Raw genomic sequence first — 21,048 nt, forward strand, 5'->3', positions numbered from 1 at the left:
GCAATATATAAAAACACCGGATCGCGCATTTACAAATATTTACAAGCTTTCCATTGCGCGATTACCAGTGAATTAATCCAGCCCGTTCTTTATCCAGTCAATCCCGAATAGGGATAAACCGGATACCGTCGATTTAAACGCTGCCGTTATACGCAGGAAGGCGCGGCGAGAGCGTGCCAGGCGTCGCGCAGCCCCCACTCCGGCAGCTTTCGACGGCCCGCCGCGCGTTTTAATTCTTACCAACCGCCTTATCGGGCAAGGATTCAAATTGCCGTTCCCGTTTCAATCGCCTTTTTTAGACGGGTTCATCAATTGACAGCAAAAATCCAGGCAGCGACATTAGCTCGCACAATTAAACGATTGGAGACAGCGGCATGTCGCACGCCTTATCGAAGGGGGTGGCAACGGCCTTTGCCATTGCCCCTTTCCTGGTTGCATGTGGTGGGGGGGACTCTGGCGGCGCGCTCGCGCCGATCGATGCGCCCCAATGTTCCGGCTCGAACTGCGGCACGCAAGGGCCGCCGCCTTCGCAGCCGATCAACGGCGCACTGTGCCCGGCCAACGCGGATATCGTGAAGAGCACGTATCTCGGCGGCGCTGGCAGCGGCGAGATCGTCAGCGTCAACATCGACGCGGTCGCGATGACGTACACGCTCAAGTGGCTCGAATCGCCGATTCCGCTAAAGACGGGCACCGTCACGCCGAGCCGCGCCGGCACGACGATCACCGGCAATGTCGTCCATCCGCCGACCGGCACGCTGCCGACCGCCGAGCAGACGCGCTGCGCGTTCGTCCTCACGCCGGGCACCGGCACCGCGCCGGACGGTTCGACCTATTCGACGGCCGCCGACTTCAACCAGGCGAACCCGCCGATGCTGCTGGTCGGCATGGGCGTGGCGGGCGGTGGCATTCCCGGCGCGACGGTTCAGTACGACGGGCTGACGATCAGCGTGATCGGCCTCCCCGTATTCCAGAACGTCGGCCAGGTGCCCAATCGCCACTTCGACTTCTACCCGTTCCTCGGCTTCGCGAACACGACGACCGACCTCACGAAGCTGCCGGGCACGTACAACGCGCTGCTCTATCACCTCGTGCCGTCGGGCAACTATGCAACGAAGGGCATCAACTCCAGCGAGACGTTCGATGCGAACGGCGCGTGCACGTCGAGCGGTTCGGGCGGCTGCCAGACCACCGGCGATCCGTGGAAGACGAGCGCGAACGGCGGCTACTTCGACAGCACCCAGGCACCGCAGATCCTGCCGCAAACGAAGCTGCCCCTGATCGGCGCGACCGGCAAGTCGGCCACCGCGCACATGGTGATCGGCCAGCTCAACGGCGCGACGGTGCCGGTGATCGTGCGCACCGGCTACGTGAACCTCGGCACGCCGCCGTTGCACACCGACGCAAAGGTCGACGACGAATCGGGCATCGCGGTGCTCGGCGCGGCGACGGCGATCACGTCGGGCGCGATCGACGGCGGCTACGCGGGCGCGGACTCGAACTTCAAGTACACGGCTGCGCTGATCCGCGGCAGCAACGCGTCGTTCATCAACCCGTCCACGCAGGCCGAGGAAGACGGCTTCACGCTCGACTACGGCCAGGCGACGCCGGGCCTGCTGAACGCGAAGACTACCCCGCCGAGCGGCGCGAGCTACCCGTCCGCATCGGGCGTGGTGATCGCGACGGGCGGCCTGTATGCGGCGCTGATCCAGGGCACGGTGAACGGCGGCGTCACGCCGACGTCGGCGAATTCGACGACGTCGTCGACCCCGTACTTCGGCGTGGGCGCGCAGATCAGCAAGTAGCGATCGAGGACGCGGCGGCCGGCCCGCCGCCGCGCATTGCAGGGAAGGCACGAAGGCGCTCGGCACGGCGCAAGCAGGACGAGCACGACCAACAGAAGCGGCCGACAGGGAGCTGGCCGCCGCACAAAGACAAATCTGGAGGAGCAACATGAAGCGCAACCTCATTCTGGCGGCGGCCCTTGCCGCCCCCCTTCTTTCGGCTTGCGGCGGCGGCAGCGACAATCCGCCCCCGCTCGTCGAAGACCGGCTTTGCCCGGCCACGCTCGACTACAACACCGTGTTCACGGGCGGCGCGGGCAGCGGCGAACTCGCAAAGGTGCAGCTCGACACGACCAAGATGACCTGGCAGGTCACCTATGTCGAATCGCCGGTACCGCAAAAGACCGGCACCGTCGTGCCGACCCGCGCGGGCACCGTCGACAGCGGCACGCTCACGCAGGAAACGCTGCTGCCGACCAACAAGCTGAACCAGTGCGCGTTCCGCCTGAACGGCGCGAGCCTCGACGCGTCGCGTCCGGCGCGCATCTTCGTCGGCTTCGGCGTCGCGGGCGGCACGATTCCCGGCAAGGAGATCCAGTTCGACGGCGTGCTCGGCCAGGCGGCGGTGCCCGACACGAAATTCCCGTACTACCCGTTCATCGGCTTCTCGTCGATCGAAACCGACATCACGAAGGTCGCGGGCACGTACAGCCACATCGGCTTCGGCGAAGTGCCGTCGCAGAAATTCGCGCCGGCGTCGATCGATGCGAAGGTGACGATCAACGCGGACGGCACGTGGACCAAGTGCGACACGACGGGCCAGTTCGCGGGCGGCGCGTGCGTGCAGCAAGGCACGAACTTCGTGCAGTCGGCCGACGGCAGCGGCGCGTTCCAGTCGAACAACTACCGGAGCCAGCTGAAGCCGACGCTGTCGGCCACGCCGCAGGGCAAGGGCTTCATGATCGTCGGCAAGCTGCGCAACCAGCTCGTGCCGATCCTCGTGCGCACGGGTGTCGCGAACCCGAACCCGACGCCGGACAGCAACGGCGTGCCGGGCCTGACCGCCGACGACGAATCGAGCATCTCGATCCTCGCGCCGCAGACGGCGGTGGCGGCCGGTTCGCAGAACGGCGAGTACATCGGCGTCGACAGCCAGTTCGACTACCGGACCACCGCGCTGATCGACAAGCAGGCCACGCTGCTCGATCCGTTCCAGCCGTCGCAGGCATCGCTCGCGACCGCGCTCGATCTCGACTACACGCAGAAGGTGCCGGGCACGGTCACGACGATCCACACGGGTTCGGGCAGCACGTCGCCGACCGGCAAGTTCATCTTCACGGGTGGCGTGTTCGGTTTCCTCGACAACGCGGGATCGACGCCGTATTTCACGATCGGCGCATTCGTCCAGTAAGCGGAGGGAAAAGCCGTGATGAAGAAAACCCTTCTCTGCGCGGCGGCCGGCGCCGCCGCCGTGGCGCCGCTCGCGGCGCACGCGCAGAGCGCCGGCAGCAACGTCGTCACGCTGGGCTGGTTCCACATCATGCCGCAGCAGAGCAGCACGCCGATGACGACCAACGTCGCGCCGACGCCGATCAACACGCCGCTGCGGCTGCCGCCGTCGTTCACGTCGCCGGGCACCGGGCTGCACACGAGCGGCGCGGACACCGTCGGCCTGACGGTCAGCCACTTCCTGACCGACCACATCGCGGTCACGTCGGTGGCCGGCGTGCCGCCGGTATTCAAGGTGTCGGGCCAGGGCACGATCAAGCCGCCCGGCCCGGCCGGCGCGCTCGGCACGCAGAACATCGGGCTGGGCTCGGTCAACCCGATCGTGAAGAGCGTGCGGCAGTGGAGCCCCGCGGTGATCCTGCAGTACTACTTCGGGCAGGCCACCGCGAAGTTCCGGCCGTTCCTCGGCCTCGGCGTGTCGTACAACTGGTTCAGCGACCTGCAGCTCAACACGAACTTCATCAAGCAGACGCAGGACAACCTCGGCGCGATTCTCGCGGCGGGCGCGGGCAAGCCGGGCACGACCTCGGTGGAAGCGAAGGCGTCGTCGTCCTGGCAGCCGGTGTTCAACGCGGGCCTGCAGTACAACATGACGGAACACTTCGGGCTGGTGGCGTCGGTCACCTACATCCCGCTGAAGACGACGTCGACGGTGACGATCAAGGCGGCCGACGGCTCGGTGCTCGCCGAGTCGAAATCGGACCTGAAGGCGGACCCGATCATCAGCTACGTCGGGATGACGTACAAGTTCTGAGCGCGGCGACAGTCGGCAACGGAAGCGCCGCGACAAAATCGCACGCAAAAAAAAGCCCGCCTAAGTGGCGGGCTGAATCCATATCAGAGGAGACATGGAGGAGACAGTTCCAATCATATCGAATCGGTTTCCGCAATGCAACATTTCCGTAGAGAAAATAAGGATTTTCCCTCGAATGCGGCCTCTAGTCCGCCGTAACGGCACCTGACCCCGTTCCGTTCTCCCGCTCGAGCACCTCGCCCAGCGCGTCGCGCAGCAGCGCGACCGGCCGCATCAGCCGGCCCGGTAACGTGCCGTGCACGATCCACACGTTGATTCGCGTTTCCAGCCCCGCCGTTTCCACGACCCGCAGCGCATCGCGATGCGCACTGCGCGCCAGCGCGTTCGGCGGCGCGATGCCGATGCCGGCGCCGCGCGCGACGAGCGACAACTGCAGCTCCGAGCCGAAGGCCTCGACCGCGACGTCGAACGGCAGCCCGGCCGCGCCGAGCGCGCGGCTCAGCGCCGAGCGCATTCCGCAGCCGTCCTGGCTCAGCACCCACGGAAAACCCGACAGCGTGTCGAGCGACAGCGGGCCGTCCGGCAGCGGGAAATCGCGCGCGGCGACGAGCACCGTCGGCTGCGTGGCGAGCAGCGTCGCGGTCAGCGCGTCGGGCAGCGTCGCGCTCGCCGGCACCATCACGGTGGCGACGTCGAGCGCGCCGCGCTCGATGCCCTGCACCAGCGCAGGCGACCAGCCTGCCGTCACGCGCAGCGTGAGGCGCGGGAATGCATCGCGCAGCCGGTCGATCGGCCGCTCCAGCGCGAGCTCGGACAGGAACGGCGGCACGCCGATGCGCAGCTCGCCCGACGGCTCGCTGTCCGGCGCGCCCGCCGCCATCAACTCGTCGACCGCGCCGAGCACGTTGCGCGCGAGCGCGTAGACGTCGCGCCCGGCCGCGGTCGGCTTCAGCGGCTTGCTCTGCCGTTCGAGCAGCGGCACGCCGAGCAGCGTTTCGAGGTTCTGCACGCGCCGCGTCAGGCCCGGCTGCGTCAGGTGGAGCTTCGCGGCCGCGGCGACCATCGACCCGCTGTCGACGACCGCGACGAACGCCTGGAGATCACGCGTATTCAAAACAAACTCGCATAATCATGTTAGACATATTTCAATTGTCGCATAAACATCGGGCCCCTACGATGGGAGTTCCTTCGATCTCCCTCCCAGGCTTCCGATGAACTGCCCTGCCCACCGTTGCTCCGCCCCGGTTTCCCCGTCCGTCGCCGCGCCGCCCGTGCTGAGCACCGGCATGACGCTGTTCTTCGCCGCGACGGTCGGCGTGATCGTGATGGACCTGTTCGCCGCGCAACCGCTGACCGGCCCGATCAGCGCGGACCTGCACCTGCCGCCCGGTCTCGCCGGCCTCGTCGCGATGCTGCCGCAACTCGGCTACGCGGCCGGACTCGCGTTGCTCGTGCCGCTGGTCGACCTGCTCGAGAACCGCCGGCTGATCGTCGCGACGCTCGCCGTCTGCGCGGCGGCGCTCGCGCTGCCCGCGTTCACGCAGTCGGGCACCGTGTTCCTGCTCGCGACGCTCGTGGCCGGCGCCGCGTCGAGCGTGATCCAGATGCTGGTGCCGATGGCCGCGTCGATGGCGCCCGAAGCGCAGCGCGGCCGCGCGGTCGGCAACGTGATGAGCGGGCTGATGCTCGGGATCCTGCTGTCGCGGCCGCTCGCGAGCCTGATCGCCGGGTCGGCCGGCTGGCGCGCGTTTTATCTGCTGGCCGCGCTCGCGAACGCGGCGATCGCCGTCGTGCTCGCGCTGCGCCTGCCGGCGCGCACGCCGTCGATCACGGCCGGCTACCGCGCGTTGCTCGCGTCGATGGGGCGCCTGCTCGCCGACGAGCCGGTGCTGCGCCGGCATGCGCTGTCGGCCGCGCTCGCGATGGCCGCGTTCAGCGCGTTCTGGACCGCCGTCGGGCTGCGGCTCGCGCAGCCGCCGTTCGCGCTCGACCTGCACGGCATTGCGCTGTTCGCGTTCGCCGGCGCGAGCGGCGCGATCGTCACGCCGCTCGCCGGCCGCGCGGGCGACCGCGGCCACGGCCCGGCCGCGCAGCGGCTCGCGCACGGCACGATGCTCGCGGCGCTCGTCGTGCTCGGCGTCGCCGGCGCCGGCTGGTTCGGCTTCGATGCGCATGCGCATCGCGGCGTCGCGCTCGCGCTGCTGGCCGGCGGCGCGGCGCTGCTCGATGCGGGCGTCATCGTCGACCAGACGATCGGCCGCCGCGAGATCAACCTGCTGAACCCGGCCGCGCGCGGACGCCTGAACGGGCTATTCGTCGGGCTGTTCTTCTGCGGCGGCGCGCTGGGTGCGGCGCTCGCGGGCAGTGCATGGGCATGGGGCGGCTGGAGCGCGGTATGCGGTGTCGGGTTCGCGTTCGCGGGCGCGACGGCCGTGTTCGGGCTGGTGGCTGGACGCGGGGCCGGCAAGGCGGCGCTGGATCGGCCGCGTGCGTGAGCAGGCAACGCTGTGGAGCGGCTTCCAAAAGCCGAACGCCCCGCCCTCTTGCAAGGGACGGGGCGTTCGGTACGCCGGAGCCGGCCGGGAATCAGTGACGGACCAGCGCCATCATCGCGCCGAAGCCGACGAACAGCCCGCCCGTCAACCGGTTGAACACCTTCGCGACGCTCTGGCTCTTCAACGTGGCGCCGATACGCGTGCCGAACGACGCGTAGACGAGATACCAGCTCACCTCGATCACCGCGAACGTGACGACGAGGATGCCGAACTGCGGCAGCGTCGGCTCGGCCGCGTTGATGAACTGCGGCAGCAGCGCGGCCGCGAACAGGATCGCCTTCGGGTTGCTGCCCGCGACCAGGAAGCCATTGCGGAACAGCACCGCGCGCGACGCCGACGCCCCGTGCGACACGGCATCGACGTCGGCCGCCGGCGTGTCGTCCACGCGGGCGCGCCATGCCTTCACGCCGAGATAGATCAGGTAGGCCGCGCCCGCGAAGCGCAACCCATTGAACATCGCCGGCCATGCCTCGAGCACCGCGCCGAGGCCCGCCGCGGATACCGCGAGCATCAGCACCAGCGCGCTCAGGCAGCCGGCCATCGTCGCGGACGAGCGCCGCAGCCCGTGCCGCGCGCCGTGCGTCATCACGAGCAGCATGTTCGGGCCCGGAATCGCCGACACGACGAACACCGTCGCCACGAAAAGCCACCACGTATGCAAGTTCATGACTGCCTCTGCCTCAAATGTAGGGGGAAACGAACCGCCGATTATGCCGTGCGGGTCGCGCTTCTGTCGCGTGTCAGCGGCCGGCGCGGCGCAGCGCGACCTCGCCGAGTACCGCGAAATCCTGATCGCCGCCGCCGTGCGCGAGCGCGTCGAGCAGGCTGTCGCGCACGACGCTCGCCACCGGCAGCGGCACCGACGTCGCGTCGCCCGCCTCCAGCGCGAGCCGGACGTCCTTCAGCCCGAGGCGCGCCTTGAAGCGCGCGGGCTCGTATCGCCGCTCGGCGATCATCGCGCCGTAGCCTTCGTAGACAGGCCCCGGAAACACGCTGCTGGTGATCACGTCGAGGAAATCGCGCATCGCGACGCCGTGCGCGCCGAGCAGCGCGGACGCCTCGCCGAGCGTCTCGATCGCCGACGCGAGCGTGAAGTTCGCGGCGATCTTCGCGACGTTCGCGTGCTGCGGCAGCGAGCCGAAGCGCCAGGTCTTCTGGCCGATCGCGTCGAACAGCGGCTGCACGCGGTCGATCGCCTCGGCCGGGCCGCCGGCCATGATGGTCAGGCGCGCGGCGGCCGCGACGTCGGGCCGGCCCATCACCGGCGCGGCGACATAGTCGATGCCGCGCGACGCATGCGCGTGCGCGAGCGATTCGGCGAGCGCGACCGACACGGTCGCCATGTTCACGTGGATCAGCCCGCGCGGCGCCTGGGCCAGCAGCGCCTCGTCGAACACCGCGCGCGCGGCCGCATCGTCGCCGAGCATCGAGAACACGGCGTCGCCGCGAAACGCGTCGGCCGGCGTGTCGACGATCTGCGCGCCGAATGCCGCGAGCGGCTCGGCCCGCTCGCGCGACCGGTTCCAGACCCGCACCGGGTGACCCGCCTTCAGCAGGTTCGTCGCGATCGCCTGCCCCATTTCGCCCAGCCCGATAAACCCGAGATCCATGTCCTGCTCCTTCGCTCCGTGAAGCCGCGAGTTAAACACAGATGCCGGCGGTCTGCAGCGCCTGCCGCCGGCCGGGCGCGGTGCGATACTGCACGGATGGCGACCGCGACCTTCCGCTTTCACGGCGAACTGAACGCCTTTCTCGCGCGCCCGCAGCGCGACCGGGCGTTCGCGCACGCATGCGCCCGCGACGCGACGGTCAAGCATGCGATCGAGGCGCTCGGCGTCCCGCACACCGAAATCGGCCGGCTGTACGTGAACGACGCGCCGGCCGCACTCGACCGGCCGCTCGACGACGGCGACCGTGTCGAAGTCCTGCCCGAACGCGCCGGGCCGGCGGCCCACGGTGCAACCGGGCCGCCACCGGCGGCATGGCGCTTCGTCGCCGACGCGCAGCTCGGCGGCCTCGCGCAACTGCTGCGCCTCGCCGGGTTCGACACCTGCTACGACAACCACTACCGCGACGACGAACTCGCGGCGCTCGCCGAGCGGGAGAACCGGATCGTGCTGACGCGCGACCGCGAGCTGCTCAAGCGGCGTGCGGTCGTGCGCGGCTGCTACCTGCATGCGCAGCGGCCGGCCGACCAGTTGCACGAGCTGTTCGAGCGGCTCGATCTCGCGCCGCACATGCGACCGTTCCGGCTGTGCCTGCGCTGCAACGCGCCGCTGCAGCCGCTCGATGCAGCCGCCGCCGCGCCGCGCGTGCCGGCCGGCGTCCGGCTGCGGCACCGGCGCTTCGCCGCGTGCGACGTGTGCCGGCGCGTGTTCTGGGAAGGCTCGCACTGGCGGCGCATGCGCGCGGTGGTCGACGCGATGCGCGCGCCGCCGCCCGTCCGGGCCGACGAACCGGGTGAATCCGGTGCCTGAAAAAAACAAAACCCCGCATGCCGAAGCATGCGGGGCTGGCCGACCGATGGCCGGCAACGCCGGCCGTGGCGGCGAACCGCTTAGTTCTGCGTGCCTGCGTCGTTCGTGCCGGCGGCCGATGCGGCTGCAGCCTTCGCCTGGCCCTTCTTCGAACCGTGGTGCTTCAGCTGGTGCTTCGGCTTGCTGTGATCCTTCTTGGCCGGTGCCGGAGCGGCGGCCGACGTGTCGGCTGCCGGCGCGGACGCCTGTGCGAATGCCGAAACCGATGCGAGAGCGAATGCTGCGGCGATGATCGAAGCGAGCGTCTTCTTCATTGTTCTTCCTTTAGCGGAGAAAAAATCAAACGTACCGGTAATTAAAGATGCGAGGCATTCGCATCGGAGCCCCAGGCCGCATGGCCGGCTTGCGCCGTGCCGTCGCGACAAAACCTGACGCACTGGTTCCATAACGCACCGCCTTCGCGGCAAGTTGACACGTTGCTTGCGTCCTCGGGTTTCCCCGGGGGCGCGCTCGTCGGCCGATGCCGGCCGGCCCGACAGGCCGCCGCCGCACGGCGCCGCAAACCGGCTCGCGCGGCGCCGGAGCGACGCTTATACTGGCGTCCATCCGTCCCTTTCCCGGAAACCCACGACCCCCGCCGTCTCGAGGCGCTCAAATTGCCCGACCACAATCTGGACAAACTGAAAATCGACCGGCGTCCGATCGCCCCGGTGCCGCGCCGGCGCCGCTGGGCGCGCTATGCGGTCGCCGCCGCGCTGATCGTCGTCGCGATCGTCGCCGGCCTCGCCCTCACCGGCCGGCCGACCGTCGACACCACGTCCGTCACGTCCGCCTACCCGTACCAGAACGACACGCAGCTCAATGCGACCGGCTACGTCGTGCCGCAGCGCAAGGCCGCGGTCGCGTCGAAGGGCCAGGGGCGCGTCGAATGGCTCGGCGTGCTCGAAGGCACGCGCGTGAAGAAGGACGAGATCATCGCGCGGCTCGAAAGCAACGACGTGCAAGCGTCGCTTGCGCAGGCGCGCGCGCAGGTGCAGGTGTCCCGCGCGAACTTCGGCGTCGCGCAGGCCGAACTGAAGGACGCCGAGATCGCATTGCGCCGCACGTCCGCGCTCGCGCCGAAGGGCGCGGTGCCGGCCGCGCAGCTCGACACCGACACGGCCCGCGTGAACAAGGCGCGCGCGACGCTCGCCAGCGACCAGGCCGCGATCGTGTCGGCCGAAGCGAACGCGCAGGCCGCGCAGGTCGCGGTCGACCAGACGGTGATCCGCGCGCCGTTCGACGGCATCGTGCTCGCGAAGCATGCGAACGTCGGCGACAACATCACGCCGTTCTCGTCCGCGTCGGACAGCAAGGGCGCGGTCGTGACGATCGCCGACATGGACACGCTCGAGGTCGAGGCCGACGTCGCCGAATCGAACATCGCGAAAATCCGCGCCGAGCAGCCGTGCGAGATCCAGCTCGACGCGCTGCCGGACATGCGCTTCGCGGGCCGCGTGTCGCGCATCGTGCCGACCGTCGACCGCTCGAAGGCCACCGTGCTCGTGAAGGTGCGCTTCGTCGACCGCGACGAGCGCGTGCTGCCCGACATGAGCGCGAAGATCGCATTCCTGTCGAAACCCGCGACGCCGCAGGACCGGCAGCCGGTGACGGCCGTGCAGGCGAGCGCGGTGGTCGAGCGCGACGGCCGGCCGGTCGTGTTCGTCGTGAAGGACGACAGCGCGCACGCGGTGGCCGTGACGCGCGGCATGCGGATCGGCGAGCTGGTCGCGGTGCGCGGCGTGAAACCGGGCGACACGGTCGTGCTCGCGCCGGACGCGAAGCTGAAGGACGGCGCGAAAGTGACCGTCGCGAAGAAGTAGCGCGCGTGAACGACGCCCCGCCGCCCCTCGTCGAGCTCAGCCACGTCGCGAAGTCGTACCGGCGCGGCAACCAGATCGTGCCGGTGCTGACCGACATCACGCTCGACATCGGCGAAGGCGATTTCGTCGCGCTGATGGGGCCGTCGGGCTCCGGAAAGAGCACGCTGCTGAACCTCGTGGCCGGCATCGACCGGCCGGACAGCGGCGAGCTGCGCGTCGGCGGCCTCGACATCTCGCAACTCGCCGAGGCGCAACTGGCCGAATGGCGCGCGGCGAACGTCGGCTTCATCTTTCAGTTCTACAACCTGATGCCCGTGCTCACCGCGTTCGAGAACGTCGAGCTGCCGCTGATGCTCACACACCTGTCGCGCCGCGAGCGGCGCGAACGCGTCGAGCTGGTGCTCGACATGGTGAATCTCGGCGATCGCACGAGCCATTACCCGTCCGAGCTGTCGGGCGGCCAGCAGCAGCGCGTCGCGATCGCGCGCGCGCTGATCACGGATCCGGTGCTGATCGTCGCCGACGAGCCGACCGGCGACCTCGACCGCGCGTCGGCCACCGACGTGCTCGCGATGCTGCAGCGGATGAACGCCGAACTCGGCAAGACGATCATCATGGTGACGCACGACGCGCATGCGGCCGGCGCCGCGCGCTCGCTCGTCCATCTGGAAAAAGGGGAGCTGATCGATGGGCACGCCGGCTGACCGGCGGCGGGAGCGCGCGCGATGTATGTGCTGAAGCTGATCGCGCGCAACGCGTTGCGGCACCGGCTGCGCACGCTCTTGACCGTGCTCGGGCTCACGATCGCAGTGCTCGCGTTCGGGCTGCTGCACACCGTCGTCGACGCGTGGTACGCGGGCGCGGCGGCCGCGTCCAGCGGGCGGCTCGTCACGCGCAACGCGATCTCGCTGGTGTTTCCGCTGCCGGTCAGCTACGAGAACCGCATCCGCGGCGTCGACGGCGTGACGGCCGTGGTCCGCTCGAACTGGTTCGGCGGCATCTATCGCGACCCGAAGAACTTCTTCGCGAGCTTCGCGGTGTCGGAGAACTATCTCGATCTGTATCCGGAATTCATCCTGCCGGCGCAGCAGCGCGCCGACTACGACCGCGACCGTCGCGGCTGCCTCGTCGGCCGCCAGCTCGCGACGCAGTTCGGCTTCAAGGTCGGCGACGTGATTCCGCTGAAGGGCACGATCTATCCGGGCACGTGGGATTTCGTCGTGCGCGGCATTCTCGACGGCCGCGACGATTCGACGATCACGCGCCAGCTGGTGTTCCACTGGGATTACCTGAACGAGACGGTGCGCAAGCGCACGCCGAAGCAGGCCGACCAGGTCGGCGTGTTCGTGCTCGGCGTCGCGAACCCCGACGACGGCGCGTCGATCGCGCGCAACGTCGACGCGGTGTTCAAGAACTCGCTCGCCGAAACGTTGACCGAGACCGAGCAGGCGTTCCAGCTCGGCTTCGTCGCGATGTCGAACCAGATCATCGCGGCGATCCGCCTGGTGTCGTACGTGGTGATCCTGATCATCATGGCCGTGATGGCCAACGCGATGGCGATGAGCGCCCGCGAACGCACGGCCGAATACGCGACGCTGAAGGCGCTCGGCTTCGGCCCCGGGTTCCTCGCGTTGATCGTGTTCGGCGAATCGGTCGTGATCGCGGTGGCCGGCGGCGGGCTCGGCATCCTCGCGACGCCGCCCGCCGCGAGCCTGTTCAAGCAGGCGGCCGGCGGCATCTTCCCGGTGTTCAAGGTGTCGACCGAGACGATCGTGCTGCAGGCCGCGTGCTCGGTCGCGGTCGGCCTCGCGGCCGCGCTCGTGCCGGCGTGGCAGGCCGCGCGCGTGCGCGTCGTCGAAGGCCTGCGGGCGATCGGCTAGAGGCGCGCATGGCGATCCCGCTCACCTACATCGCGCGCAACCTGTGGACCCGGCGCCTCACCACCGCGCTCACCGCGGGCGGGATGGCGCTCGTGATCTTCGTGTTCGCGACGGTGCAGATGCTCGATGCGGGGCTCACGAAAACGCTCGTGTCGACCGGCGAACCGGACAACGCGGTGGTGATCCGCAAGGGCGCCGAGACCGAGATCCAGAGTTCGATCGACCATCAGCAGGCCAACGCGCTCGAGATGCACCCGGCCGTCGCGCTCGGCCCCGACGGCCGGCCGCTCGTGTCGAAGGAAGCCGTTGTGCTGATCTCGCTCGTGAAGACGTCGACCGGCAAGCCGTCGAACGTCGTGATCCGCGGCGTATCGCCGGCCGGCCTCGCGCTGCGTCCGCACGTGAAGCTCGTGGCCGGCCGCCCGTTCGCGCCCGGCTCGTCGGAAATCGTCGTCGGCAGCGCGATCGCGAAAGGCTTCAGCGGCACGCAGCTCGGCGACCGCCTGCATTTCGCGCAGCGCGACTGGACCATCGTCGGCATCTTCGATGCGGGCGGCAGCGGCTTCGATTCGGAGATCTGGGGCGACGTCGACCAGCTGATGCAGTCGTTCCGGCGCACCAGCTATTCGTCGATGGTGCTGCGCATCCCGAGCGCGGTCGGCTTCGCGCGCTTCAAGGCCGACATCGACGTCGACCCGCGGCTGACCGACGAGGCGAAGCGCGAGCAGACCTTCTACGGCGACCAGTCGAAGGCGCTGTCGACCTTCATCAACATCCTCGGCATCACGCTGTCGACGATCTTCTCGATCGCCGCGATGATCGGCGCGATGATCACGATGTATGCGTCGGTCGCGAACCGCGTGGCCGAGATCGGCACGCTGCGCGCGCTCGGCTTCAAGCGCACCAGCGTGCTCGTCGCGTTCCTGCTGGAGGCGCTGCTGCTCGGCTTCGTCGGCGGCGTCGCGGGGCTCGCGTGCGCGTCGCTGATGCAGTTCGCGTCGTTCTCGACGACCAACTTCCAGACCTTCTCGGATCTGTCGTTCCGCTTCGTGCTGACGCCCGCGATCGTCGTGAAGACGCTCGTGTTCTCGCTCGTGATGGGGCTCGTCGGCGGGTTCCTGCCGGCGATGCGCGCCGCGCGCTTGAAGATCGTCGACGCGCTGCGCGCGCAGTGACGCACGCCGCCGGTCACGCTCAACGTTCGCGCGGCACCCACGCGCCGTGGAACCCGGCCGGCACGCGACGCGGCAGGTGCACGGTCGCGACCGGCCCCGCGTCGATCGCGCGCGCATCGAGGATCACGACGTCGCTCGTATCCGTCGCCGCGCGGTAGACCATCACCAGCAGCCAGCCGTCGTCCTCGTCGGCGCCGCCCGGGCGCGGCACGAACACCGGCTCGCCGTTCTGGTCGCCGGCCGGCACCGCGTAGTGCGTCGTCGTGCCGCGCGCGTGGTCGAAGCGCATCACGCCACGCATTTCCGCGTTGTTCGGCTGCTCGACCGCGTACAGATAGCGGTAGCGGCGCCCCGTGCGGCTTTCGTTGATGCGCGGCAGCTCGATGCCGCCGTCGGCGAGCGGCCCTTCGTCGATCAGCCCATTCGCGGTATCGATCACGTAGCGCCACAGCTCGCCGACCGGGTTGTCGGCGAAGCGGCCCGTGCGCGCGTCGAGCCGCAGGAACGACGGGTAGCGCACCGCGTCGAGCACGATGCACGACGCGTCGCAGTCGTACGCGTTCACGACGTGCTGGATGAAGCACGGCTCGACGCCGAACCAGCGCACGTCGCCGCCGTGGCGCGGCAGCACGCCGATGCGCGCGGGCCGGTCGTCGTGCCAGCGCAGCGGCATCCGGTGGCCCCGCTGCAGCAGCGAGAAGTCGTAGCCGACGTTCAGGTCGAGCAGCAGGCTGCGGGTTTCGGTGATCGCGAGGTCGTGCATCATCGCCGGCGCGTCCAGTTCGATCTCGAGATTGACGCGCGGCACGCCCTGCGCATCCACGACGCCGTAGCGCAGCCACGGAGCGCGCCAGTCCGCACGGAACAGGATCAGCTCGCCGGTCACCGGGTCGACCTTCGGATGCGCGGTCATCCCGCCGTCGATGCCCGCGTGCCGCGTCGGCGCGCCGAACGAATCGAGCGCAGCAGTGATCGCGAGCGGCGCGCCGCCCTCGGCCAGCGCGAGCAGTTCGCCCGCATGCTGCAGCACGTTCACGTTCGGATTGGTGTCGGGCAGCTGCGGCGCCTGCCCGGGCGCGTGGACGGCCGCCCAGCGCCGCGTGCGCGCCCAGCGGTTCCGGTAGCCGGCCGCGCGGCCGTCGTCGAACGCGATCGCATGCAGCATCGCGGCCTCCGGCCACCACGACAGCATGTCGTTGCCGTCGAAACGGCCGCCCGGCGGGTTCGGGCCGTTGCGCAGCAACGTGCCGTCGAGTTCGCGCGGAATGGCGCCCGTCACGCGCAGCTCGACGACGTCCACTTCGTCGGCGACCGGCGCGAGCGCGCCGCGGTTCAGGTCGAATACGGTCATCGCGTCGGCGCTCCGTCAGCAGTCTTCGGCGGCCGGCGGCAGATCGCCGCGCGCCAGCGCGAGCGCATGGTCGCGCACGTCGTCCGGCCAACCGGCGATCAGCTCGGCCAGTCGCGCCGCATCGTTCGCATACAGCGCCCGCGCGGCTTCCTCGAAACCGGGCAGGTCGCCCGCCATCGCCGACATGAAGTGATACGCGCGCGCCTGCGCGTCGCGCTGCCGGTCGGCCGCCGCGTGCGTGCGCCGCGCGTCCTCGACGAGCTTGCGCAGCGCGACCGACGCGCCGCCCGGCTGTGCGCCGAGCCATTCCCAATGACGCGGCAGCAGCGTGACCTCGCGCGACACGACGCCGAGCTTCGGCCGGCCGCGGCCGCGCTGTTCGGGAGCGCCAGCGCCTGCCGGTTCGCCAGCGCCGCTGGACGCGTCGGCCGCCGGCGCCGCATAGCGCGCGCGGATGTCGTCCGCCGTGCCGCGCAGGTCGAGGTCGATCGAGCGGCCCGTCGCGTCGTCGAAGATCAGGATCGTGCCGGGCATCGCGTCGCCGGCCGCCTGCCGGACGGCAAGCGCGACCGTCGCGAGCGGACCCGACGCGAGCCGCCGGTGGCCGTCGAAGGCCGTGTACGAAGGAAGGAGTGTGGAAGAGGTCATCGTGGTCGCCCGCAGGCTGGAATCGGAATGACGCTATTTTTATCCGGGTATTAATTGGATGTCAATATTATCCGGGTAAAAACATGGGGAGCCGATTCCGCCTTGGGGGCGACCGAAGTAGCCGATCACACCACCCGCGCCGACACCACGATGCCGCGCGCGCTGGCCAGCGCGTCGTCGAGCGACACATGTCCTTCGAACGCCGACGACGCCGGCGGCGGCAGGTTTTCCTCGATCGCGTGCGCGAACTGCACGCCGGCATCGTCGGCGAGCCGCGCGCGCAGCGCGGCGACGCGCGGGAACGCATCAGGCTCGAACACCGCGTGATAGTCGGCCCAGCGCGCGATCCCGGTGAAGTACGCATCGGCCAGCGTGCGCCGCGCGCCCAGCAGCCACGGGCCTTCGCCGCGCTCGAGCAGCGCTTCGAGCTGACGGTGCGCCTTCAGCACCTTGCCGCGACCGTACGCCTGCAGCGCCGCTTTCTCGGCGCCTTCGGTGTCGTGTTCGTATACGTACCAGAGCGCGCCGAACGCGTTGAAGAACGTCGTGTTCAGCCACGCCAGCATCCGGTTCAGCCGGTCGAACTCCGCGCTGCCCTGGCGAAACGCGAGGCCGCTGTCGAGCGCCTGCGCGCCGATATGGCCGAGGATCGCGATGCTTTCGGTCAGCACGTCGCCGTTCGCGGTGACGAACGCCGGCGTTTCGGCGACCGGGTTCAGCGCGAGGAACGCGTCGCTCGTCACGGCGCCCGGCATCGTGATGCGCGACAGCCGGTACGGGCGGCCGGTCCATTCGAGCGCGACGATCGAGCCGAACGAGCAGCCGGCGGGAATACCGTAGAGAAGGATCGGAGACATCGGGACATTCCGTGAAAGTTGAACGAGCCGTCATGCTCCCATGGCGAACGATGACGCAGTAGCCGCTAAAATCGAAACCCTTCGTTTCTTCATGTGGACGCTGGAAGTGAATTTGAACGATCTCTACCTGTTCGTGCAGGCGGTGGATGCCGGCAGCATGTCGGCGGCCGCGCGCCGGCTCGACCTGCCGAAATCGACGGTCAGCAAGCGCGTGGCCGAGCTCGAGCGCACGCTCGGTGCGCGGCTCGTGCATCGCACGTCGCGCAGCTTCCGGCTCACGCCGGTCGGCGCCGAATTCTTCGAGCATGCGCGCGCGGCCGTGATCGAGGCCGACAGCGCGCGCGACGCGGTGCTGCGGCAGGCCGCCGAGCCGGCCGGCGTCGTGCGGATCACGAGCTCGGTGCCGGTCGCGCAGCACATCCTCGCGCCGTGCCTGCCGGCACTGGCGATCGCGCACCCGAAGCTGCTGCTGCAGATTCATGCGAGCGACCGACTCGTCGACATCGCGCAGGAAGGCTTCGACATCGCGGTGCGCAGCCATTTCGCGCCGCTGCCCGATTCCGCGCTCGTGCAACGGCCGCTCGCGGCGTCCCCGATCGTCGTCGTGGCCGCGCCGGCCTATCTCGCGCGGGCCGGCACGCCCGACACGCCGGCCGATCTCGCGCAGCACGACGGGCTCCACCCGGGCCCGCAGCCGTGGCGGCTGCAGTGCGGCGGCGACGCCGTCGACGTGACGCCGCGCCTGCGGCTGCAGGCCGATGAATCGACGCTGCTGCTGCAGGCGGCGACGGCCGGCCTCGGCCTCGCGTGCCTGCCCGACTGGATCGCCGGCGCCGCGCTCGCGTCCGGTACGCTCGTGCGCGTGCTGCCCGGCTGGTGCGCCGGCACCGTCACGACGACGCTGCTGATGCCGCACCGGCGCGGCCAGCTGCCCGGCGTGCGCGCCGCCGTCGAGTTTCTCGCGCAGCACGTGGCGCGTCACCACGGCAGCGGCCCGGACGACGCGCGCGCGTGACCGCATGCGTCCATTCGATCGATTCAAATGCTGAATCGATCAAGTCAGCAATTGGCATGAAAGCGCAAATTTCGACATGACAGAATGGCCCGGACGCCCCGCCTGCCTCGGCGTCCGGTGCCCGGTCTCCCGCCGGCGGCATCGATACACACAACGCGCGCACCGACGCGCGTGCCGCACGACGGCACCTTCCGCCCTTCGGAGGAGACGAGTCATGAATCCGCTTCACGCGCTGCCGGCGTCCGCGTCGGCAACGGCCCGGCGCACCCGCGTGCGCTGGCTCGTGCTGGCCGTCCTGTTCGCGGTCACGACGATCAACTACGCGGATCGTGCGGCCATCGCGATCGCGGGCCCGGCGCTGGCCCGCTCGATGCACCTGACGCATGTGCAGATGGGTTTCATCTTCTCCGCGTTCGGCTGGTCGTACGTGGTCGCGCAACTGCCGGGCGGCTGGCTGCTCGACCGCTTCGGATCGCGCATCGTCTACGCATTCAGCATCTTCTTCTGGTCGCTGTTCACGCTGCTGCAGGGCGGGATCGGCTTCTTCGGCGGTGCGGCCGCGTTCGCGCTGCTGTTCGGGCTGCGCTTCCTGGTCGGCGCGGCCGAGGCGCCGTCGTTCCCGGCCAACAGCCGGATCGTGTCGACCTGGTTCCCCGCGCCCGAGCGCGGCACCGCGTCGGCGATCTTCAACGCCGCGCAGTACGCGGCGACCGTCGTGTTCGCGCCGCTGATGGGCTGGCTCGTGCACGCGTTCGGCTGGCAGTCGGTGTTCGCGGTGATGGGCGTGCTCGGCTTCGCGCTCGTGCTGGTGTGGAACCGCACGATGTACGACCCGAAGGATCATCCGGGCATCAATCGCGCGGAACTCGACTATCTCACGGAAGGCGGCGCGCTCGTCAACATCGACCAGGCGATCGGCGGACGCAACGGCGGCCCGTCGCTGCATCACGTGAAGGCGCTGCTGAGAAACCGGATGCTGGTCGGCGTGTACGTCGCGCAGTACTGCATCAACGCCCTCACCTACTTCTTCATCACGTGGTTTCCCGTCTATCTGGTGCAGGCGCGCGGGATGTCGATCCTCAACGCGGGGCTCGTCGCGTCGATCCCGGCCGTGTGCGGGTTCCTCGGCGGGATTCTGGGCGGCGTCGTGTCCGATGCGCTGCTCAGGCAGGGCCGGTCGCTGTCGATCGCGCGCAAGGTGCCGATCGTGATCGGCATGCTGCTGTCGATGTCGATGATCGTCTGCAACTACACCGATTCGCACGTGCTCGTCGTGGTGTTCATGGCGCTGTCGTTCTTCGGCAAGGGGCTCGGCGCGCTCGGCTGGGCCGTCAACGCCGACACCGCGCCGCGCCAGATCGCCGGCCTGAGCGGCGCGCTGCTCAACACCTGCGGCAACCTTTCCAGCATCACGACGCCGATCGCGATCGGCTATATCGTCGACCGCAGCGGCTCGTTCAACGGCGCGCTCGTCTATGTCGTCGCGCACGCGCTCGTCGCCGTGATCTGCTACCTGTTCGTCGTCGGCGAGATCCGCCGCGTCGAGCTTCAATGAACGGCGCGGGCCGCGCCGGCGCGTCCGGCGGCCCGCACGCCACCGAAACCAGGAGCGAACCGATGTCCGAACCGAGCCGTGCCGGCACCCCGCGCGTCACGCGCATGCAGGTGATTCCCGTCGCCGGCCGCGACAGCATGCTGCTCAACCTGTGCGGCGCGCATGCGCCGTACTTCACGCGCAACCTCGTGATCCTCGACGACAGCAGCGGGCACACGGGCGTCGGTGAAGTACCGGGCGGCGAAGGCATCCGCCACGCGCTCGAACGCATGACGGATCGCGTCGTCGGCCAGTCGATCGGGCGCTACCAGGCGACGCTCAACGCGGTGCGCGCGGCGCTGTCCGGCGCAGGCGCCGGCCGCACGATCCGCCACGAAGTGACGTCGGCCGGCGAGGCGGCAGTGCTGCGCCAGCCGCACGAGATCAACCTGCGGCTCGACAACGTGATCACCGCGATCGAAGCCGCATTGCTCGACCTGCTCGGCCAGCACCTCGACGTGCCGGTCGCGGCACTGCTCGGCGAAGGTCAGCAGCGCGACGCGGTGCCGATGCTCGCGTATTTGTTCTACATCGGCGACCGGCGCCGCACCGATCTGCCGTATCGCGACGAGGCGCAGGCGCCGGACCCGTGGTTCCGGCTGCGCAACGAGGCGGCGCTCACGCCGGCCGCGATCGCGCGGCAGGCCGAAGCCGCGGTCGAGCGCTACGGTTTCGCCGATTTCAAGCTGAAGGGCGGCGTGATGGCCGGCGCCGACGAGATGGAAGCGATCGCGGCGATCAAGACGCGCTTTCCCGACGCGCGCACGACGCTCGACCCGAACGGCGCGTGGTCGCTCGACGAGGCCGTCGCGCTGTGCCGCGGGCAAGGCCACCTGCTCGCGTACGCGGAAGATCCGTGCGGGCCGGAAGGCGGCTATTCGGGCCGCGAGGTGATGGCCGAATTCCGCCGCGCGACGGGGATCCCGACCGCGACCAACATGATCGCGACCGACTGGCGACAGATGGATCACGCGGTGCGGCTGCAGGCGGTCGACATCCCGCTCGCCGATCCGCATTTCTGGACGATGCACGGCTCGGTGCGGCTCGCGCAGCTGTGCCGCGACTGGGGACTCACATGGGGTTCGCACTCGAACAACCACTTCGACGTGTCGCTCGCGATGTTCACGCATGCGGCGGCGGCCGCGCCCGGCACGATCACCGCGATCGATACGCACTGGATCTGGCAGGAAGGCGATGCGCGGCTCACGCGCGAACCGCTCGCGATCGTCGGCGGCAAGGTGGCCGTGCCCGAACGGCCGGGGCTCGGCATCGAGCTGGACATCGCGCAGGTCGAGGCCGCGCATGCGCTGTACAACGCGGTGGGTGGTACGGCGCGCGATGATGCGGTCGCGATGCGGTATCTGGTGCCGGGGTGGACGTATGACCCGAAGCGGCCGAGTTTGGGGCGGGTCTAGGGCGGGGTGGCGGGACGGTCGAGAACAGGCCGCGGTTGCCACGGTAATTAGGATAGGGGCAGGCCTCGCGGCCCGACCCCTCCTGCACCACCGTGCGTACGGGTCCGTACACGGCGGTTCGGATCAGTTGATCGGCGATGGACCCAGCGACGGAAGACCCAACGAGCGGAAG

Annotated in this window: 19 protein-coding genes; 12 read left to right on the forward strand and 7 right to left on the reverse strand. The window is 69.5% G+C overall.

Features of this window, described 5'->3' with window-relative positions:
* Window positions 1-374: 374 nt before the first annotated feature.
* The 3 genes from H0X95_RS31950 (at window position 375) to H0X95_RS31960 (ending at window position 4,047) form a co-directional block, all read left to right on the forward strand.
* Window positions 375-1,805 (forward strand): DUF2957 domain-containing protein, encoded by a 1,431-nt coding sequence (locus tag H0X95_RS31950; RefSeq protein WP_196446350.1) that lies wholly within the window; start codon window positions 375-377, stop codon window positions 1,803-1,805.
* Window positions 1,806-1,953: 148 nt separating this feature from the next.
* Window positions 1,954-3,195, forward strand: a complete 1,242-nt coding sequence (locus H0X95_RS31955; RefSeq protein WP_006481600.1) for a DUF2957 domain-containing protein — start codon at window positions 1,954-1,956, stop codon at window positions 3,193-3,195.
* An 18-nt stretch (window positions 3,196-3,213) separates the two neighbouring features.
* The gene (locus H0X95_RS31960) at window positions 3,214-4,047 is read left to right on the forward strand and encodes an OmpW/AlkL family protein (RefSeq protein ID WP_006491960.1); all 834 of its coding nucleotides are present in this window, start codon (window positions 3,214-3,216) and stop codon (window positions 4,045-4,047) included.
* Window positions 4,048-4,231: 184 nt separating this feature from the next.
* On the opposite strand, the gene H0X95_RS31965 is transcribed toward H0X95_RS31960, so the two are convergent.
* On the reverse strand, window positions 4,232-5,161 hold the full coding sequence (locus tag H0X95_RS31965; RefSeq protein WP_006497430.1) for a LysR family transcriptional regulator: 930 nt from the start codon (window positions 5,159-5,161) through the stop codon (window positions 4,232-4,234).
* A gap of 97 nt (window positions 5,162-5,258) precedes the next feature.
* Between H0X95_RS31965 and H0X95_RS31970 the strand changes: the two genes are divergently transcribed.
* The gene (locus H0X95_RS31970) at window positions 5,259-6,542 is read left to right on the forward strand and encodes an MFS transporter (RefSeq protein ID WP_196446351.1); all 1,284 of its coding nucleotides are present in this window, start codon (window positions 5,259-5,261) and stop codon (window positions 6,540-6,542) included.
* Window positions 6,543-6,633: 91 nt separating this feature from the next.
* On the opposite strand, the gene H0X95_RS31975 is transcribed toward H0X95_RS31970, so the two are convergent.
* Both H0X95_RS31975 and H0X95_RS31980 read right to left on the reverse strand, forming a co-directional pair.
* Window positions 6,634-7,269, reverse strand: a complete 636-nt coding sequence (locus H0X95_RS31975) for a LysE family translocator (protein ID WP_006489505.1) — start codon at window positions 7,267-7,269, stop codon at window positions 6,634-6,636.
* A 73-nt stretch (window positions 7,270-7,342) separates the two neighbouring features.
* The gene (locus tag H0X95_RS31980; protein ID WP_268258401.1) at window positions 7,343-8,419 is read right to left on the reverse strand and encodes an NAD(P)-dependent oxidoreductase; all 1,077 of its coding nucleotides are present in this window, start codon (window positions 8,417-8,419) and stop codon (window positions 7,343-7,345) included.
* Between H0X95_RS31980 and H0X95_RS31985 the strand changes: the two genes are divergently transcribed.
* Window positions 8,309-9,079: a Mut7-C RNAse domain-containing protein gene (locus tag H0X95_RS31985; RefSeq protein ID WP_059721073.1), complete on the forward strand. Its 771-nt coding sequence runs from the start codon at window positions 8,309-8,311 to the stop codon at window positions 9,077-9,079. The genes H0X95_RS31980 and H0X95_RS31985 overlap by 111 nt on opposite strands.
* Window positions 9,080-9,159: 80 nt before the next feature.
* On the opposite strand, the gene H0X95_RS31990 is transcribed toward H0X95_RS31985, so the two are convergent.
* Complete coding sequence (locus H0X95_RS31990; RefSeq protein ID WP_006494172.1) at window positions 9,160-9,393, reverse strand: hypothetical protein; 234 nt, start codon at window positions 9,391-9,393, stop codon at window positions 9,160-9,162.
* Window positions 9,394-9,735: 342 nt separating this feature from the next.
* Between H0X95_RS31990 and H0X95_RS31995 the strand changes: the two genes are divergently transcribed.
* Genes H0X95_RS31995 through H0X95_RS32010 form a run of 4 tightly spaced genes read left to right on the forward strand, consistent with a single transcriptional unit; the run spans window position 9,736 to window position 13,996 of the window.
* Window positions 9,736-10,941, forward strand: a complete 1,206-nt coding sequence (locus tag H0X95_RS31995) for an efflux RND transporter periplasmic adaptor subunit (protein WP_034201102.1) — start codon at window positions 9,736-9,738, stop codon at window positions 10,939-10,941.
* Window positions 10,942-10,946: 5 nt separating this feature from the next.
* On the forward strand, window positions 10,947-11,645 hold the full coding sequence (locus H0X95_RS32000; RefSeq protein WP_006484506.1) for an ABC transporter ATP-binding protein: 699 nt from the start codon (window positions 10,947-10,949) through the stop codon (window positions 11,643-11,645).
* A gap of 21 nt (window positions 11,646-11,666) precedes the next feature.
* On the forward strand, window positions 11,667-12,821 hold the full coding sequence (locus H0X95_RS32005; protein WP_006484503.1) for an ABC transporter permease: 1,155 nt from the start codon (window positions 11,667-11,669) through the stop codon (window positions 12,819-12,821).
* An 8-nt stretch (window positions 12,822-12,829) separates the two neighbouring features.
* A complete protein-coding gene (locus H0X95_RS32010) occupies window positions 12,830-13,996 on the forward strand; it encodes an ABC transporter permease (RefSeq protein ID WP_059721074.1) in 1,167 nt (388 codons plus the stop codon).
* 19 nt (window positions 13,997-14,015) lie between these two features.
* On the opposite strand, the gene H0X95_RS32015 is transcribed toward H0X95_RS32010, so the two are convergent.
* The 3 genes from H0X95_RS32015 to H0X95_RS32025 all read right to left on the reverse strand — a co-directional run bounded on the left by H0X95_RS32015 (window position 14,016) and on the right by H0X95_RS32025 (window position 16,852).
* The gene (locus H0X95_RS32015; RefSeq protein ID WP_059721075.1) at window positions 14,016-15,347 is read right to left on the reverse strand and encodes a carotenoid oxygenase family protein; all 1,332 of its coding nucleotides are present in this window, start codon (window positions 15,345-15,347) and stop codon (window positions 14,016-14,018) included.
* Between the two features lie 15 nt (window positions 15,348-15,362).
* Complete coding sequence (locus tag H0X95_RS32020; protein ID WP_059721076.1) at window positions 15,363-15,995, reverse strand: DUF2239 family protein; 633 nt, start codon at window positions 15,993-15,995, stop codon at window positions 15,363-15,365.
* A 125-nt stretch (window positions 15,996-16,120) separates the two neighbouring features.
* A complete protein-coding gene (locus tag H0X95_RS32025; protein ID WP_059721077.1) occupies window positions 16,121-16,852 on the reverse strand; it encodes a glutathione S-transferase family protein in 732 nt (243 codons plus the stop codon).
* Between the two features lie 40 nt (window positions 16,853-16,892).
* On the opposite strand from H0X95_RS32025, the gene H0X95_RS32030 reads away from it, so the two are divergent.
* The 3 genes from H0X95_RS32030 (at window position 16,893) to H0X95_RS32040 (ending at window position 20,876) form a co-directional block, all read left to right on the forward strand.
* The gene (locus tag H0X95_RS32030) at window positions 16,893-17,867 is read left to right on the forward strand and encodes a LysR family transcriptional regulator (protein WP_059721078.1); all 975 of its coding nucleotides are present in this window, start codon (window positions 16,893-16,895) and stop codon (window positions 17,865-17,867) included.
* 214 nt (window positions 17,868-18,081) lie between these two features.
* Window positions 18,082-19,422 carry an MFS transporter gene (locus tag H0X95_RS32035; RefSeq protein WP_059721079.1) on the forward strand — a complete coding sequence of 447 codons (1,341 nt, stop codon included), beginning with the start codon at window positions 18,082-18,084 and terminating at the stop codon, window positions 19,420-19,422.
* A gap of 62 nt (window positions 19,423-19,484) precedes the next feature.
* Window positions 19,485-20,876: an enolase C-terminal domain-like protein gene (locus H0X95_RS32040; RefSeq protein ID WP_059721147.1), complete on the forward strand. Its 1,392-nt coding sequence runs from the start codon at window positions 19,485-19,487 to the stop codon at window positions 20,874-20,876.
* The last annotated feature ends 172 nt before the right edge of the window (window positions 20,877-21,048 follow it).

This window comes from Burkholderia sp. 9779_493 (genome assembly GCF_015712215.1).
Classification (GTDB): domain Bacteria; phylum Pseudomonadota; class Gammaproteobacteria; order Burkholderiales; family Burkholderiaceae; genus Burkholderia; species Burkholderia cenocepacia.

Bases quoted from the DNA above. Each gene is read 5' to 3' on its own strand.
- H0X95_RS31950 (WP_196446350.1), top strand. From the start codon at position 375: ATGTCGCACGCCTTATCGAAGGGGGTGGCAACGGCCTTTGCCATTGCC.
- H0X95_RS31955 (WP_006481600.1), top strand. From the start codon at position 1,954: ATGAAGCGCAACCTCATTCTGGCGGCGGCCCTTGCCGCCCCCCTTCTT.
- H0X95_RS31960 (WP_006491960.1), top strand. From the start codon at position 3,214: ATGAAGAAAACCCTTCTCTGCGCGGCGGCCGGCGCCGCCGCCGTGGCG.
- H0X95_RS31970 (WP_196446351.1), top strand. From the start codon at position 5,259: ATGAACTGCCCTGCCCACCGTTGCTCCGCCCCGGTTTCCCCGTCCGTC.
- H0X95_RS31975 (WP_006489505.1), bottom strand. From the start codon at position 7,269: ATGAACTTGCATACGTGGTGGCTTTTCGTGGCGACGGTGTTCGTCGTG.
- H0X95_RS31985 (WP_059721073.1), top strand. From the start codon at position 8,309: ATGGCGACCGCGACCTTCCGCTTTCACGGCGAACTGAACGCCTTTCTC.
- H0X95_RS31980 (WP_268258401.1), bottom strand. From the start codon at position 8,419: ATGCTTGACCGTCGCGTCGCGGGCGCATGCGTGCGCGAACGCCCGGTC.
- H0X95_RS31990 (WP_006494172.1), bottom strand. From the start codon at position 9,393: ATGAAGAAGACGCTCGCTTCGATCATCGCCGCAGCATTCGCTCTCGCA.
- H0X95_RS32005 (WP_006484503.1), top strand. From the start codon at position 11,667: ATGTATGTGCTGAAGCTGATCGCGCGCAACGCGTTGCGGCACCGGCTG.
- H0X95_RS32010 (WP_059721074.1), top strand. From the start codon at position 12,830: ATGGCGATCCCGCTCACCTACATCGCGCGCAACCTGTGGACCCGGCGC.
- H0X95_RS32015 (WP_059721075.1), bottom strand. From the start codon at position 15,347: ATGACCGTATTCGACCTGAACCGCGGCGCGCTCGCGCCGGTCGCCGAC.
- H0X95_RS32020 (WP_059721076.1), bottom strand. From the start codon at position 15,995: ATGACCTCTTCCACACTCCTTCCTTCGTACACGGCCTTCGACGGCCAC.
- H0X95_RS32025 (WP_059721077.1), bottom strand. From the start codon at position 16,852: ATGTCTCCGATCCTTCTCTACGGTATTCCCGCCGGCTGCTCGTTCGGC.
- H0X95_RS32030 (WP_059721078.1), top strand. From the start codon at position 16,893: ATGGCGAACGATGACGCAGTAGCCGCTAAAATCGAAACCCTTCGTTTC.
- H0X95_RS32035 (WP_059721079.1), top strand. From the start codon at position 18,082: ATGAATCCGCTTCACGCGCTGCCGGCGTCCGCGTCGGCAACGGCCCGG.
- H0X95_RS32040 (WP_059721147.1), top strand. From the start codon at position 19,485: ATGTCCGAACCGAGCCGTGCCGGCACCCCGCGCGTCACGCGCATGCAG.